Genomic DNA, 15,722 nt, shown 5'->3' on the forward strand with positions numbered 1-15,722 from the left:
CGCAATGAGAAAAACGGCGCGTGTCAGCGCTTGTACAACTCGCGAACGGCGTCTTCGATGTGCTGGCGCAAGAGGTGGCGTTCTTCGGGCGTCATGTGCCCGTCACGGCGGCGCTGTTCGAGATCGGGAGGCACGGCGGAACGGACCGTCATCTCGGCGGGACGATCGGGCTGCGGCGCCTTGCCGCGCGGCGGCTTGCGCGACGGGACGCCCTGCTCGGGACGTTGCGCATACGCGAAGTTCGACGCATACGGACCGGCGAGCGCGATCGTCAGCATCAGTGCAATCCGGACAGATCGCATGACCGTCCTCGCTTCTTTGGTCGATTTGTTCCCTTCGTCACGCGGCAACCGGCTACCTCTGGTACTTGAAAAACCCTGCGGAAATCGGGTGTGCAAAGATGAAAGATGGAGTGCTGGGGAGTATCTACCGAATTTCAGCTTCGAGTAAAGGAATCTCTATAGCCTGCCTTTACTCTGCGCGACACTACGGGTAAATTTTGTAACTGACTGTAACGCACGAAAATACGTGGCCGTGCGTCAATTCCCATTCGCGATAAGATGCCGATCATGGAAACGAAAAACCCCTCCAAGATTCTCGTCGTCGACGACGACCCGCGCCTGCGCGATCTGCTGCGCCGCTATCTCGGCGAGCAGGGTTTCAACGTATATGTCGCGGAAAACGCGACCGCGATGAACAAGCTCTGGGTACGCGAGCGTTTCGACCTGCTCGTGCTCGACCTGATGCTCCCCGGCGAAGACGGCCTGTCGATCTGCCGCCGCCTGCGCGGCAGCAATGACCGTACGCCGATCATCATGCTCACCGCGAAGGGCGAGGATGTCGATCGCATCGTCGGCCTCGAGATGGGCGCCGACGATTACCTGCCGAAGCCGTTCAACCCGCGCGAACTCGTCGCGCGCATTCATGCGGTGCTGCGCCGCCAGGCGCCGGCCGAACTGCCGGGCGCGCCGTCGGAAACCACCGAGGTATTCGAGTTCGGCGAGTTCTCGCTGAACCTCGCGACGCGCACGCTGACGAAGTCCGGCCAGGAAATTCCGCTGACGACTGGCGAATTCTCGGTGCTGAAGGTGTTCGCACGCCATCCGCGCCAGCCGCTGTCGCGCGAGAAGCTGATGGAGCTCGCGCGCGGCCGTGAATACGAAGTGTTCGACCGCAGCCTCGACGTGCAGATTTCGCGCCTGCGCAAGCTGATCGAACCGGATCCGGGCAGCCCGCGTTTCATCCAGACCGTCTGGGGCCTCGGCTACGTGTTCATCCCGGACGGCGCCGCCTGATCTTTTTCTTTTCCGGTTTCGCCCCCCACGGCCCGTCCCATGCGTATTGACCGGCGCCTCCTGCAGCTCGCGTTCGGCGGGCTGTTCTGGCGCACCTTCCTGCTGATCGCGCTGCTGATCTCGGTCAGTCTCGCCGCGTGGTTCCAGAGCTTTCGCGTCATCGAGCGCGAGCCGCGCGCGCAGCGCGTCGCGCTGCAGCTCGTCGCGATCGTGAAGCTCACGCGCACCGCCCTGCTCTATTCCGATCCCGATCTGCGGCGCGCGCTGCTGCAGGATCTCGAGAGCAACGAGGGCGTGCGCGTTTACCCGCGCGAGAAAACCGACAAGTTCAAGCTGCAGCCCGACGAATCGCTGAACCGCCTGATCGAACACGACATCCGCAGCCGCCTCGGCGACGACACCGTGATCGCGCAGTCGGTCAACGACATTCCCGGCGTGTGGATCAGCTTCAAGATCGACGACGACGATTACTGGGTCGCGCTCGACCGCGACCAGCTCGACAACGTCACGGGCCTGCAGTGGGCCGGCTGGGGGCTGTTCGCGCTCGCGCTGTCGCTGTTCGGCTCCGCGTTCATCACGAGCCTCGTGAACCGGCCGTTCTCGCGGCTGGCGCTCGCCGCGCGCCAGATCGGCTCGGGCCAGACGCCCGAGCTGCTGCCCGAGCGCGGGATGGGCGTCGCGGCCGACACCAACCGCAGCTTCAACCAGATGGTCCGCGACCTCGAACAGCTCGAGGCCGACCGCGCGCTGATGCTCGCGGGCATCTCGCACGACCTGCGCACGCCGCTCGCGCGGCTGCGCCTCGAAACCGAGATGAGCCCGTCCGACCAGGCAACCAAGGACGCGATGGTCGACGACATCGAGCAGATGGACCGCATCATCGCGGCCTTCATCGACTATGCACGCCCGTCGCAGCGCAGGCCCGAGCCCGTCGACCTGTCGTCGATCGCGCAGGAAGTGGCCGCACGCGTGTCGGGCGAGGACGGCGTCGAGATCCGCACGCGGCTTGCGCCGAGCGCGATCATCGAAGCCGACGAGACCGACATGCGCCGCGTGATCGGCAACCTCGTCGAGAACGCACGCAAGTACGGCCAGAGCAAGCAGGACGGCATCTCGCGCATCACGCTCGAGACGCGCGTGTCGCACGCGCGCGTCGAGCTGTCGGTGAGCGACGAAGGCCCCGGCATCCCCGAGGATCAGCTGCCGCTCGTGATGCGACCGTTCTATCGCGTCGACACCGCGCGCACCAAGGCGGACGGCACGGGCCTCGGGATGGCGATCGTGCTGCGGCTCGTCGGCCGCTATCGCGGCGCGCTGCGCCTGCGCAACCGCAACCCCGAAGCGGGCCTCGAAGTCACGGTCGAATTCCCCGGCGCCGGCAAGGCGCGTGCGACCGCGTGACGCGCTCGCCCACGCCGTTCTCACTTCACACTATCGATCCAGTTGAAAAAAACTATGAAGATCGTTAGCCAAAATCTATTGAAGTGTTTTATTAATAGTGTTAGAGTTATCCCCATGCTGTCACATCAGCGTTGCAGCACCGAGGTAGCTTGACTCAGTCTTCTTCCCAACTCATACAGGAGTATCCGCATGAAAACCGTGGGCGATAAACTCGAAGCTTTCACCGTCGTAGCCGCGAAGCCGGGCTTCAATCATCACGAGGAAAACGGCCAGTCGGCGTTCGAGACCGTCACCGAAGCGTCGTTCCCGGGCAAGTGGAAGATCATCTACTTCTATCCGAAGGATTTCACGTTCGTGTGCCCGACGGAAATCGTCGAGTTCGCGAAGCTCACGAAGCAGTTCGAAGAGCGCGACGCCGTCCTGCTCGGCGGCAGCTCGGACAACGAATTCGTCAAGCTCGCATGGCGCCGTGAGCACAAGGACCTGGACAAGCTGAACCACTACGCGTTCGGCGACGTCAAGGGCGAGCTGATCGACCAGCTCGGCGTGCGCGACAAGGAAGCCGGCGTGGCCCTGCGTGCAACGTTCATCATCGATCCGGACAACACGATCCAGCACGTTTCGGTGAACAACCTGAACGTCGGCCGTAGCCCGGCAGAAGTCCTGCGTATTCTGGACGGCCTGCAAACGGACGAACTGTGCCCGTGCAACCGTGCAGTCGGCGGCGCAACGCTGTAAGCGCATCGATGCACGAAGCCCGCGGCGCACGTCCTGCCTGCGGGCTTTTTTAACGGCCAACCCATAGGAGATATCAATGGAATTCATCGATTCGATTAAGGCGCGTATTCCCGACTACGCGAAGGACATTCGCCTGAACCTCGACGGCACGATCTCGCGCTCGTCGCTCGAAGGCACGGACGCGGTCGGCGTCGCGCTGGCAGCGGCGATCGCGGCGAAGAGCAGCGTGCTCGTGAAGACGATCCGCGAGGCCGGCGTGCTGTCGCCCGAAGAGACGAACGCCGTGCTGACGGCGGCCGCGCTGATGGGGATGAACAACACCTGGTATCCGTATGTCGAGATGGCCGACGACGCCGACCTGAAGACGCAGCGCGCCGAGCTGCGGATGGGCGCGTATGCGACGCACGGTGGCGTCGACAAGCGCAAGTTCGAGATGTACGCGCTCGCCGCGTCGATCGTCGGCAAGTGCCACTTCTGCGTGAAGTCGCACTATGCGCTGCTGAAGAACGAGCAAGGGATGACCGTCACGCAGCTGCGCGACGTCGGCCGCATCGCGTCGGTGATCAACGCCGCCGCGCAGGTGATCGCCGCCGAAGGCGAGTGAATCGCCGCATGAGCGGTTGCGCCGCGCGGCCGCCGCTGCAAACGAAAATGCCACGCTTCAGCGTGGCATTTTTCATTTCCGCACCCCGGCGCGCGGAGCGAACCGCGCACCGCGACGGCCGGGCGTCAGCCGCCCTGCTTCACGAGCAACGCGGCGGCCTGCGCCTCGATCCCGTCGCCGCGACCGAGATAACCGAGCTTCTCGTTGGTCTTCGCCTTCACGTTCACGCGATCGAGCGGCAGCCCGAGATCGGCCGCGATGTTCGCGCGCATGCCGTCGATGTGCGGCGCGAGCTTCGGTGCCTGCGCGATCACGGTGCTGTCGACGTTCTGGATCGTGAAGCCGGCCGCCTTGACCCGTGCGGCGCACTCGCGCAGCAGCACGCGGCTGTCCGCGCCCTTGAACGCCGCGTCCGTATCGGAGAAATGGCGGCCGATGTCGCCGAGTGCGGCCGCGCCGAACAGCGCGTCGGTGATCGCGTGCAGCAGCACGTCCGCGTCCGAGTGGCCGAGCAGGCCGCGCTCGTACGGAATCGTCACGCCGCCGATGATGAGGGGGCGCCCCGGGACGAGCTGGTGCACGTCGTAGCCTTGTCCGATTCTGAAATCCATGCGTGTTCCGATTGAGATGGGGTAAAAGTCAAGAAGCGTTCGCGGGGCGCGCGAGGATCGCTTCCGCGAGCGCGAAATCTTCCGGGTACGTGACCTTGAAGTTGCGCAGGCTGCCCTGCACGACGCGCGGCGTATGGCCGGCCCATTCGATCGCGCTCGCTTCGTCGGTCAGGTCGTGCCCTTCGCGCTGCGCGCGCAGGATCGCCTCGCGCAGCATGCCGATGCGGAACATCTGCGGCGTCTGCGCCTGCCACAGCGCGTCGCGCGACTCGGTGCGCGCGATCGCGTCGCCGCCGGCCGGCACGCGCTTGAGCGTATCGGCCACCGGCAGCGCGACGATGCCGCCGACCGGATCGTCCTTCAGCGTCGCGACGAGCGTGCGGATCAGCTCCGGCGTGATGCCCGGGCGCGCGGCGTCGTGCACGAGCACCCAGTCGTGATCGGTCGCACCGAATTCGCCCAGTTCGAGCAGCCCGTTCAGCACCGACGCCTGCCGCGAGCCGCCGCCGCAGCGGCGCACCGCGAAGCGCAGGCCCGCGAAGCGGCGCGCGTCGAAATGGGAATCGTCGGGCGCGAGGACGACGAGCGTCTGCGCGAATTCGCTGCACGCGTCGAACGCGGCGAGCGTGTAATGCAGGAGCGCGCGGCCGGCCACCGTGCGGTATTGCTTCGGCACGGCCGAACCGGAACGGCTGCCCGTGCCGGCACAGGGAATCAGGGCGAAAAGTCGGGGAGTCACGAAAGGAAAACGCCGGAAAGATGAAATCGAGAAGCGGATTTTATAATAGGTCTTTCGTCTCGACCGGCGCACCGCGCTGCGACCGTGCACGCCACCCCTGCCGTCCCTATGCCAGATAACGCTTCCACCCCGTCCGCCTCGCCCGTAGCGCGCGTCAAACCCGGCCAGCGCTTTGCCTTCGACGGCGCGCATGGCTCCGCCGACGCGCTCGCCATCGCCCGTTATCTCGCCGACAACCGCCCGGACGTGCCGCTCCTCGCCGTGATCTGCGCGAACGCGGTCGACGCCCAGCGGCTTTCGCAGGAAATCCCCTATTTCTCGCCCGACGCACGCGTGCGCCTGCTGCCGGACTGGGAAACGCTGCCGTACGACACGTTCTCGCCGCACCAGGACCTCGTGTCGGAGCGTCTCGCGACGCTGCACGACCTCGGCGAGGGCCGCTGCGACATCCTGCTGGTGCCCGCCACCACCGCGCTGTACCGGATGCCGCCCGCGTCGTTCATGGCCGCGTACACGTTCGCATTCGCGCAGGGCGAGCGGCTCGACGAGGCGAAGCTGAAGGCGCAGCTCACGCTGGCCGGCTACGAGCACGTGAGCCAGGTCGTGCGGCCCGGCGAATACTGCGTACGCGGCTCGCTGATCGACCTGTATCCGATGGGTTCGCCGCTGCCGTACCGGATCGACCTGTTCGACGACCAGGTCGACTCGATCCGCGCGTTCGATCCCGACACGCAGCGCAGCCTCTACCCGGTGCGCGACGTGCGGCTGCTGCCCGGCCGCGAGTTTCCGTTCGACGAAGCCGCGCGCACGGCCTTCCGCAGCCGCTGGCGCGAAACCTTCGAAGGCGACCCGAGCCGCGCGCCGATCTACAAGGACATCGGCAACGGCGTGCCGTCGGCCGGCATCGAGTATTACCTGCCGCTCTTCTTCGACGAGACGGCCACGCTGTTCCACTACCTGCCGCAGGACGCGCACCTCGTGTTCGCCGGCGATCTCGACGCGTCGATTCGCCGCTTCACGGCCGATACGAAGCAGCGCCACGCGTTCCTGTCGCACGATCGCGAGCGGCCGATCCTCGAGCCGCAGCGCCTGTTCCTGTCCGACGAGGATTTCTTCGCGTTCGCGAAGCCGTTCGCGCGCGTCGTGCTGCCCGCGCAACCGGCCGGCGGTTGGGCGACGGGGCTGCCCGAGCTCACCGTCGACCGCCATGCGGACGATCCGCTCGCGTCGCTGCGCACGTTCGTCGAATCGTCGGGCAAGCGCGTGCTGCTGACCGTCGAATCGGCCGGCCGCCGCGAAACGATCCTGCAGCTGCTCGCCGAGCATCACCTGCGCCCCGTGTCGAACGACCACTTCGCGGGCTGGCTTACGAGTGACGAACGCTTCGCGCTCGGCGTCGCGCCGCTGTCGAGCGGTTTCTCGGTCCCGGGCGAAGGCTACGCGATCGTCACCGAAACCGAGCTGTACGGCGCGCTCGGCCGCCGCGCGGGCCGCCGTCGGCAGGAACAAGCCAGCAACGTCGACGCGATGGTGCGCGACCTGTCGGAGCTGAAGGTCGGCGACCCGGTCGTCCACGCGCAGCACGGCATCGGCCGCTACATGGGCCTCGTGTCGATGGATCTCGGCGAAGGCGACACCGAATTCCTGCATCTCGAATACTCGGGCGAGAGCAAGCTCTACGTGCCCGTCGCGCAATTGCACGTGATCTCGCGCTATAGCGGCGCCGATCCCGACAGCGCCCCGCTGCACGCGCTCGGCTCCGGCCAGTGGGAACGCGCGAAGCGCAAGGCCGCGCAGCAGATCCGCGACACGGCCGCCGAGCTGCTGAACCTGTACGCGCGCCGCGCGGCCCGCGAAGGCCATGCGTTCGCGCTCGACCCGCGCGACTACGTGAAATTCGCGGAAAGCTTCGGCTTCGAGGAAACGCCCGACCAGGCCGCGGCGATCGCCGCCGTGATTGGCGACATGACGAGCGGCAAGCCGATGGATCGCCTCGTGTGCGGCGACGTCGGCTTCGGCAAGACCGAGGTCGCGCTGCGCGCCGCGTTCATCGCGGTGATGGGCGGCAAGCAGGTCGCGCTGCTGTCGCCCACGACGCTGCTCGCCGAGCAGCACACGCAGACCTTCATCGACCGCTTCGCGGACTGGCCGGTGCGGATCGTCGAGCTGTCGCGCTTCAAGACCACGAAGGAAGTGAACACGGCGATCGCGCAGATCAACGAAGGCAGCGTCGACATCGTAATCGGCACGCACAAGCTGCTGTCGTCGGACGTGCAGTTCAAGCGCCTCGGCCTCGTGATCATCGACGAGGAACACCGTTTCGGCGTGCGCCAGAAGGAAGCGCTGAAGGCGCTGCGCGCGGAAGTCGACGTACTGACGCTCACCGCGACGCCGATCCCGCGCACGCTCGGGATGGCGCTCGAAGGGCTGCGCGATTTCTCGGTGATCGCGACCGCGCCGCAGAAGCGGCTCGCGATCAAGACCTTCGTGCGCCGCGAGGAGGAAAGCGTGATCCGCGAGGCGATGCTGCGCGAACTCAAGCGCGGCGGCCAGGTGTATTTCCTGCACAACGAGGTCGAGACGATCGAGAACCGCAAGGCGATGCTCGAGGCGCTCGTGCCCGAAGCGCGCATCGTGATCGCGCACGGCCAGATGCACGAGCGCGAGCTCGAGCGCGTGATGCGCGATTTCGTCGCGCAGCGCGCGAACGTGCTGCTGTGCACGACCATCATCGAGACCGGCATCGACGTGCCGAGCGCGAACACGATCATCATGCACCGCTCGGACAAGTTCGGCCTCGCGCAGCTCCACCAGCTGCGCGGCCGCGTCGGCCGCTCGCATCACCAGGCCTATGCGTACCTGCTGGTCCACGATCCGCAGGCGCTCACCAAGCAGGCGCAGCGCCGGCTCGAGGCGATCCAGCAGATGGAGGAACTCGGTTCGGGCTTCTATCTCGCGATGCACGACCTCGAGATCCGCGGCACCGGCGAAGTGCTCGGCGACAAGCAGTCGGGCGAGATCCACGAGATCGGCTTCCAGCTCTATACGGACATGCTGAACGACGCGGTGAAGGCGCTGAAGAACGGCAAGGAGCCCGACCTCACCGCGCCGCTCGCCGCGACGACGGAAATCAACCTGCACGCGCCCGCGATCCTGCCGGCCGACTACTGCGCGGACGTGCAGGAACGGCTGTCGCTGTACAAGCGCCTCGCGAACTGCGAGCACGGCGACTCGATCGACGGAATCCAGGAGGAACTGATCGACCGCTTCGGCAAGCTGCCGCCGCAGGCGCACGCGCTGGTCGAGACGCACCGGCTGCGCATCGCCGCGAAGCCGCTCGGCATCGTGAAGATCGACGCGAGCGAAGTCGCGATCGGGCTGCAGTTCGAACCGAATCCACCGATCGATCCGATGCGGATCATCGAGATGGTGCAGAAGCACCGGCACATCAAGCTCGCGGGCCAGGACAAGCTGCGCATCGAGACGCGCTCGCCCGATCTCGCGATCCGCGTGTCGACGATCAAGGAAACGCTGCGCGCGCTCGGCCCGAAGCAGGGAGCGGCGGCCGCGGCGCGCTGACGGCCGCGGCGATGCTGCACCGCACCGCGCCCGGCGCGGGCGGCCAGGCGCGTTTTTGAGTATGATTTTCCCATTCATCAGACGGAGTTTTGCCATGTCCACTCTCGACGCGACCGCGCCGTCCGCTGCACCCCAGGGCGACGCATCGCTCGTTTGCCTGCCCTGGGTCAAGCAACTGGTATCGATGGACACGACGAGCCGCGTGCCGAATCTCGGTCTGATCGAAACGGTGCGCGACGCGCTCGCCGCGAAGGGCATCGCGTCAACGATCACGCACGATCCGCGCGAGGGCTGGGCCAACCTGTTCGCAACCGTGCCCGCGCACGACGGCTCGACGAACGGCGGCATCGTGCTGTCAGGCCACACCGACGTCGTGCCGGTCGACGGCCAGCAATGGGACAGCAACCCGTTCGCGCCGGAGATCCGCGACGGCCGCCTGTACGGCCGCGGCACCTGCGACATGAAGGGCTTCATCGGCACGGCGCTGGCACTGTTGCCCGAGATGCAGGCGACCAAACTCGCGCAGCCGATCCATTTCGCGCTGTCCTACGACGAGGAAATCGGCTGTGCGGGCGCACCGCTGATGATCGCCGACCTCGTCAAGCGCGGCGTGCAACCGTCCGGCTGCATCGTCGGCGAGCCGACCAGCATGCGGCCGATCATCGCGCACAAGGGCATCAACGCGTACCGCTGCTGCGTGCGCGGCCACGCGGCGCACTCGTCGCTGACGCCGAAGGGGCTGAACGCGATCGAGTACGCGGCGCGCCTCATCTGCCACATCCGCGACCTCGCCGAGCGCTTCCGCGCCGAAGGCCCGTTCGACGAGCTGTACGACGTGCCGTTCACGACCGCGCAGACGAGCACGATCCAGGGCGGCAACGCGATCAACACGGTGCCGGCCGAATGCCGGTTCGACTTCGAGTTCCGCAACCTGCCGACGCTCGATCCCGAGCAGATCTTCACGCGCATCGAAGCGTATGCACACGAAACGCTGCTGCCGCAGATGCGCCGCGAGCATCCGAATGCCGCGATCGAGTTCTCGAAGATCGCCGCGGCGCCCGGCCTCGACGCGACCGAACAGGCCGCGATCACGCAGCTGGTGCGCGCGCTGACGGCCGACCAGGACAAGCGCAAGGTCGCGTACGGCACCGAGGCCGGCCTGTTCGCACGCGCGGGCATCCCGAGCGTAGTCTGCGGGCCCGGCAACATCGAGCAGGCGCACAAGCCGAACGAGTATGTCGAGCTCGCGCAGCTCGCCGGCTGCGAGCAGTTCCTGCGCAAGTTCATCCGCAGCATGTCGGTCGACGCGCACTGACTGCCTCCCGCCACGCCGGCCCGCGTGTGCGGGCTGGCCCACTCCGCCACCCGCCACGCCATGTCGACTGAACAACAGCGCAATGCCCATACGACGATCGACGGCGAGCCGATTCCGACGCTCGACGAAATCGCCGCGCAGCATTTTGCGTTGTCGCCCTGGGTCGCGCGCACGCCCGTGTTCGAGCGCGCCGACCTGCCGTCCCTCGAGGGCACGCACGTCAACTTCAAGTTCGAACTGCTGCAGGTGAGCGGCAGCTTCAAGGCACGCGGCGCATTCACGCACCTGCTCGCGCTCGACGAGGCGCGCAAGGACGCCGGCGTCACCTGCGTGTCGGCCGGCAATCACGCGGCGGCCGTCGCGTATGCGGCGATGCGGCTCGGCAGCAGCGCGAAGGTCGTGATGTTCCATACCGCGAACTCGACGCGCATCGCGCAGTGCAAGCAGTACCGCGCGGAAGTCGTGCTCGCGGGCAGCGCGTCGCAGGCGTTCGATCTCGTGCGGCGGATCGAGGCCGAGGAAGGCCGCTTCTTCATTCATCCGTTCAACGGCTATCACACGATACTCGGCACCGCGACGCTCGGCTACGAATGGGCGACGCAGACCCCCGACCTCGACGCGGTGATCGTGCCGATCGGCGGCGGCGGGCTCGCGGCCGGCATGGCGACCGCGCTGCGGCTCGCGAATCCGCGCGTGCACGTGTACGGCGTCGAGCCGGAAGGCGCCGACGCGATGAGCCGCAGCTTCGCGGCGAATCACACGATCAAGATGAGCGCGATGCAGACGATCGCCGATTCGCTGATGGCGCCGCATACCGAGGAATACAGCTACCAGCTGTGCCGACGCCACATCGACCGCATCGTCACCGTGTCCGACGACGCGCTGCGCGACGCGATGCTGTTCCTGTTCTCGCACCTGAAACTGTCGGTCGAACCGGCCTGCGCGGCCGCGCTCGCCGCGCTGCTCGGCCCGCTGCGCGAGACGCTGCAGGGCAAGCGCGTCGGCGTGCTGCTGTCGGGCACGAATACCGACCCGGGCACGCTCGGCATGCATCTCGCGCACGCGAAACTGCGGCACTGACCCCGCGCGGGCACACGTGGACCAACCTAGGGTTATCCCCAGATTATGTTGACAGCCCTGTTGATAACCCGCCGGACAAACACGCAAGTGGTTGAGCGCGCAGCGTTTTGCGCGCGCGAAGGTCGATCGACGCGAAATGGGCAGATTGGGCGGATGCGGCCGCCGCACGCACGGGCTGCGACGTGGCGGCACCGCGTGCTGCCGCTGGTCGGCGCCGTGGCGATCGCGCTGCTCGCCGGCTGCGCGGCACCGCCCTCGCCCGTCGTCGGCGCGCAGCCGGCCTGCACGCAGCCGGGCGAGAACCGCATGCTGCAGGCCGACCTGCTGTTTGGGCGCGACATCGCGGGGCGCGGCCCCGTGACCGATGCGGAACGCACGGCATTCCTCGCCGATACGGTCACGCCGCGTTTCCCCGACGGCCTCACCTACTGGGACACGCACGGCCAGTGGCGCGACCGCGCAAGCGGCGGGATCACGCGCGAAGACAGCTTCGTGATCCGTATCATCGCCGACGATACACCCGACACGCGCGCGCGGCTCGCCGCGATCCGCCAAACGTATGTCGCGCGATTCCGGCAGGAGTCGGTTGGCATGACGGTCGTGCCGGCCTGCGCGTCGTTCTGATTCCGCTGCTCCCGCTATCGGCGACACGCAAAAAAACGGGCGCCCGAAGGCGCCCGTCGCATGCCGGAACAGCGGCGTACCGCTTACTTGTTCTCGAACATGTCCATGATCTGCTGCTTCTCCTGCGCCGTGACGGGCGGCGGCGCGAGCCCTGCCGCGCCAGCCGAGCCGAGTGCGTCGTTCGCGCTGATCGCGTTCTCGGCCGGGTTGATGTCGACGTTCGCGACGAAGCCGTTGCCCGGCGTGCGATCGGCGTAGTACAGCTCGCCGTCGAGCGAGGTCAGGCCGTCCGGCATCGGCATCTGCTGCTCGGGCACGCCGTTCAGCGCGGTGCGCATGTAGTTCACCCAGATCGGCAACGCGAGCTGCGCGCCGAATTCGCGGCTGCCGAGGCTCTTCGGCTGGTCGAAGCCCATCCACGCGACCGCGACGAGCGACTGCTGGTAACCGGCGAACCAGCCGTCCTTCGCATCGTTCGTCGTACCCGTCTTGCCCTGCAGGTCGCTGCGGCCCAGTGCGTTGGTCCCCGCGCCCGTGCCGGCCGTCGCGACCGAATGCAGCAGGCTGTTCATCACGTACGCGTTGCGGCCTTCGATCGTGCGCGGCGCCGTGCTGCCCGCGATCACCGGCTGCGACTTCTGCAGCGCCTGGCCGCGCGCGTCGTCGACTTCGGCGATCAGGTACGGGTCGACCTTGTAGCCGCCGTTCGCGAACACCGCATAGCCGGTCGCGAGCTGCAGCGGCGTCACGAGGCCCGCGCCGAGCGCCATCGGCAGATACGGCGGCGTCTTCGCGGGATCGAAGCCGAAGCGCTGCGTCACGTACTGCTGCGCATACTGCGTGCCGATCGACGCGAGGATCCGGATCGACACGAGGTTCTTCGAACGCTGCAGGCCCGTGCGCATCGTCATCGGACCATCAGGCTGGTCGTCGTCCTTCGGCTCCCACGCGGTACCGCCCGGCACGCTCGGCGGGAAATACAGCGGCGCGTCGTTGATCATCGTCGCCGGCCCCATGCCCTTGTCGAGCGAGGCCGAGTAGATGAACGGCTTGAACGACGAACCCGGCTGCCGCCATGCCTGCGTCACGTGGTTGAACTTGCTCTTGTTGAAGTCGAAGCCGCCGACGAGCGAACGGATCGCGCCGTCCTGCGGCGCGATCGCGACGAGCGCGCCTTCGACCTGCGGCAGCTGCACGACCTGCCAGCCCGTCTTGCCGTCCTTCAGCACGCGCACGATCGAGCCCGGCTTGATGCGCAGCGCGTTGTTCGCACGGGCCCCAAGCGCGGCCGACACGAAGCGCAGCCCGGCCGGGCCGATCGTCGTCGTCGCGCCGCCGACGAACTGCACCTCGACCGCGTTCGGCGAAGCCGACAGCACGACCGCCGACTGCAGGTCGCCGTTGTCCGGGTGATCGGCGAGCGCGTCGTCGATCGCCTCGTCGCGGTCGTCGCCGGCCGCGGGCAGGTTGATCGACGCTTCGGGGCCGCGATAACCGTGGCGGCGCTCGTAGTCGAGAATGCCGCGACGCACGGCCTGGTACGCGGCCTCCTGGTCGGCCGAGTTGATCGTCGTCGTGACGGTCAGCCCGCGCGTATAGGTTTCGTCCTTGTACTGCTGATACATCATCTGCCGCACCATCTCGGCGACGTATTCGCCGTGCACCGCGTACTGGTTGCCCGGCGTGCGCACGTGGATCTCTTCCTTCACGGCTTCGTCGTACTGCGGCTGCGTGATGTAACCGACCTCGAGCATGCGCTTCAGGATGTATTCCTGGCGCACCTTCGCGCGCTTCGGATTGACGACCGGGTTATACGCGGACGGCGCCTTCGGCAGCCCGGCGAGCATCGCCGCTTCCGCGAGCGTGATGTCCTTCAGGTCCTTGCCGAAATACACGCGCGCGGCGGCCGCGAAGCCGTACGAGCGCTGGCCGAGATAGATCTGGTTCATGTACAGCTCGAGAATCTGGTCCTTCGTCAGGGCCTTCTCGATCTTGTACGCGAGCAGCATTTCGTAGATCTTGCGCGTGTAGGTCTTCTCGCTCGACAGGAAGAAGTTACGCGCGACCTGCATCGTGATCGTGCTCGCGCCCTGGCGCGCGCCGCCGTGCATCAGGTCGGCGACACCCGCCCGCAGGATGCCGACGAAGTCGACGCCGCCGTGCTCGTAGAAGCGGTAGTCCTCGATCGCGAGCACGGCCTTCTTCATCACGTCCGGAATGTCCTGGAAGCGCACGAGGCTGCGGCGCTCCTCGCCGAACTCGCCGATCAGCACGTGATCGGCCGTGAACACGCGCAGCGGCACCTTCGGCTGGTAGTTGGTCAGCGCATCGAGCGACGGCAGTTGCGGCGCCATCACGACCAGCGCGTAACCGACGATCAGCGCGCCGACGATCGCCAGCGTCACGAACAGGCCGGCGAACCACAGCGCGACGCGCGAGCCGAACGAGCGACGGCCCCCGCCGCCGCCGCTGCGCTGTGCGCGGCGGTCGTCGTTGCGAGGGTCGCGTTCGTCGTCATCGGGGTAATAGGCTCCGGACGGCGAACGGCGCAGCGTGTAGTGGGGTTCGTTCCTGTCGGAAGAAGAAGGCGGTCGTTTGATAATTGGCATGTCGGAATGGCGGGCGTACGTGGCGCCCTCGGACGCATGCGGAAATGCAAGCGAATGAATCAGAGTGGGTGCATCGAGATGCGGCTGTCACGTCGACAGACCCCGCCGCGCGGCGATCCGTTCCCGCGACGTGACAGCGCATTTTAATGAAATCGACCGAGCCCCTTCGCGATTTTTTGTAAAAATTCCCGCAATACCGTGATTTCCGGAACGTATTGTCATCCTCCTCGGCCTATCATGGACACGCAATGCGGGGTCCGCGGCCGATTTTCTTTCAATCGCGAAAGGTTCGACATCCTGATGCCCATGCCGCTTGAACTCGCGCGTTTAAGCCGTATTTAAGTGAACCGGTGGTGTAATATCCGCCGGCTCACGCGGGTCGCGAACGGCTCGCGACGGGCATTGCCGCGGTGACGCGGCGCCTTTTAATCACGGAGGATTTCATGTCGCTTTTCGACTCTGTTTCGCGCACGATCAAAGGCCTGCTGAACGATGCGGCCGATTCGGTACAGGATCCGTCGCGCGACGCACGGCAGATCGTGCGGGAGCTCGACGACAGCATCGGCCGTGCCGAGAATTCGCTGATCGAAATCGAGGCACAGGTCGCGACCCAGCGCAGCAAGCGCGACGCGGCCGACGACAAGGTGAAGAAGTACGAGGACGGCGCGAAACGCGCGCTGCAGGGCGGCGACGAAGCACTCGCACGCGAGGCACTCGCCGCGCAGTCGAACGCGGAAGCGGAGCGCGACGCGCTCGCGGCCGAGCTGACGACGCTCGAACCGTCGGTCGACAAGCTGAAGGGGCAGATCGCCGACATGCGCCAGCGCCGCAACGACCTGAACGCGCGCTCGAACATCCTGCAGGCCAAGCAGGAAATCGCACAGGCGAAGGACGTCGCGGCCAGCGCCTTGGGCGGCATCGGCGGCAAGAACCTGTCGGAGGATTTCCAGAAGCTCGAGGACAAGGTCGCACTGCAGAACGCACGCTCGGACGCGCGCCTCAATTCGGCCGACACGTCGAGCGGCAAGGCGCTCGACGACAAGCTCGCCGCGCTGAACAAGGGCCCGTCGGTCGAGGACCGCCTCGCCGCGCTGAAGAAGCAGCTCGACACGCCCGCGCAGTAACGG

At 66.7% G+C, this 15,722-nt stretch carries 13 protein-coding genes; 9 read left to right on the forward strand and 4 right to left on the reverse strand.

What is annotated here, in order from left to right:
• Positions 1–23 precede the first annotated feature (23 nt).
• Positions 24–302, reverse strand: a complete 279-nt coding sequence (locus tag H3H55_RS10660; protein WP_193098571.1) for a hypothetical protein — start codon at positions 300–302, stop codon at positions 24–26.
• 258 nt (positions 303–560) lie between these two features.
• On the opposite strand from H3H55_RS10660, the gene ompR reads away from it, so the two are divergent.
• The 4 genes from ompR (at position 561) to H3H55_RS10680 (ending at position 4,038) form a co-directional block, all read left to right on the forward strand.
• Positions 561–1,295, forward strand: a complete 735-nt coding sequence (ompR, locus tag H3H55_RS10665) for a two-component system response regulator OmpR (protein WP_006478565.1) — start codon at positions 561–563, stop codon at positions 1,293–1,295.
• A gap of 39 nt (positions 1,296–1,334) precedes the next feature.
• Positions 1,335–2,696: an ATP-binding protein gene (locus H3H55_RS10670; RefSeq protein ID WP_193098572.1), complete on the forward strand. Its 1,362-nt coding sequence runs from the start codon at positions 1,335–1,337 to the stop codon at positions 2,694–2,696.
• A gap of 189 nt (positions 2,697–2,885) precedes the next feature.
• Positions 2,886–3,434, forward strand: coding sequence for a peroxiredoxin (locus H3H55_RS10675; RefSeq protein ID WP_193098573.1), 549 nt, complete (start codon positions 2,886–2,888; stop codon positions 3,432–3,434).
• 76 nt (positions 3,435–3,510) lie between these two features.
• Positions 3,511–4,038 carry a carboxymuconolactone decarboxylase family protein gene (locus tag H3H55_RS10680; protein WP_048248515.1) on the forward strand — a complete coding sequence of 176 codons (528 nt, stop codon included), beginning with the start codon at positions 3,511–3,513 and terminating at the stop codon, positions 4,036–4,038.
• A gap of 125 nt (positions 4,039–4,163) precedes the next feature.
• Here the strand turns inward: H3H55_RS10680 and ispF are convergent, their stop codons facing one another.
• A complete protein-coding gene (ispF, locus tag H3H55_RS10685) occupies positions 4,164–4,649 on the reverse strand; it encodes a 2-C-methyl-D-erythritol 2,4-cyclodiphosphate synthase (protein ID WP_129512363.1) in 486 nt (161 codons plus the stop codon).
• Positions 4,650–4,677: 28 nt separating this feature from the next.
• Positions 4,678–5,388, reverse strand: coding sequence for a 2-C-methyl-D-erythritol 4-phosphate cytidylyltransferase (ispD, locus tag H3H55_RS10690; protein WP_129512364.1), 711 nt, complete (start codon positions 5,386–5,388; stop codon positions 4,678–4,680).
• Positions 5,389–5,496: 108 nt separating this feature from the next.
• Between ispD and mfd the strand changes: the two genes are divergently transcribed.
• The 4 genes from mfd (at position 5,497) to H3H55_RS10710 (ending at position 11,986) form a co-directional block, all read left to right on the forward strand.
• Positions 5,497–8,967 (forward strand): transcription-repair coupling factor, encoded by a 3,471-nt coding sequence (mfd, locus tag H3H55_RS10695; protein ID WP_193098574.1) that lies wholly within the window; start codon positions 5,497–5,499, stop codon positions 8,965–8,967.
• Positions 8,968–9,061: 94 nt separating this feature from the next.
• Positions 9,062–10,282 (forward strand): acetylornithine deacetylase, encoded by a 1,221-nt coding sequence (gene argE / locus H3H55_RS10700; protein WP_193098575.1) that lies wholly within the window; start codon positions 9,062–9,064, stop codon positions 10,280–10,282.
• 60 nt (positions 10,283–10,342) lie between these two features.
• Positions 10,343–11,362: a threonine/serine dehydratase gene (locus tag H3H55_RS10705; protein WP_129512367.1), complete on the forward strand. Its 1,020-nt coding sequence runs from the start codon at positions 10,343–10,345 to the stop codon at positions 11,360–11,362.
• Positions 11,363–11,515: 153 nt separating this feature from the next.
• Entirely contained in the window at positions 11,516–11,986 is a 471-nt protein-coding gene (locus tag H3H55_RS10710; protein WP_226800012.1) for a DUF3574 domain-containing protein, read from the forward strand.
• 83 nt (positions 11,987–12,069) lie between these two features.
• On the opposite strand, the gene H3H55_RS10715 is transcribed toward H3H55_RS10710, so the two are convergent.
• Positions 12,070–14,595 carry a penicillin-binding protein 1A gene (locus tag H3H55_RS10715; RefSeq protein WP_193098577.1) on the reverse strand — a complete coding sequence of 842 codons (2,526 nt, stop codon included), beginning with the start codon at positions 14,593–14,595 and terminating at the stop codon, positions 12,070–12,072.
• Positions 14,596–15,038: 443 nt separating this feature from the next.
• Here H3H55_RS10715 and H3H55_RS10720 point away from each other — a divergent pair, with 443 nt between their 5' ends.
• Complete coding sequence (locus H3H55_RS10720) at positions 15,039–15,719, forward strand: PspA/IM30 family protein (protein WP_048248525.1); 681 nt, start codon at positions 15,039–15,041, stop codon at positions 15,717–15,719.
• Positions 15,720–15,722 lie beyond the last annotated feature (3 nt).

Source organism: Burkholderia sp. Z1, from assembly GCF_014893795.1.
In the GTDB taxonomy this organism is placed as follows: Bacteria; Pseudomonadota; Gammaproteobacteria; order Burkholderiales; family Burkholderiaceae; genus Burkholderia; species Burkholderia theae.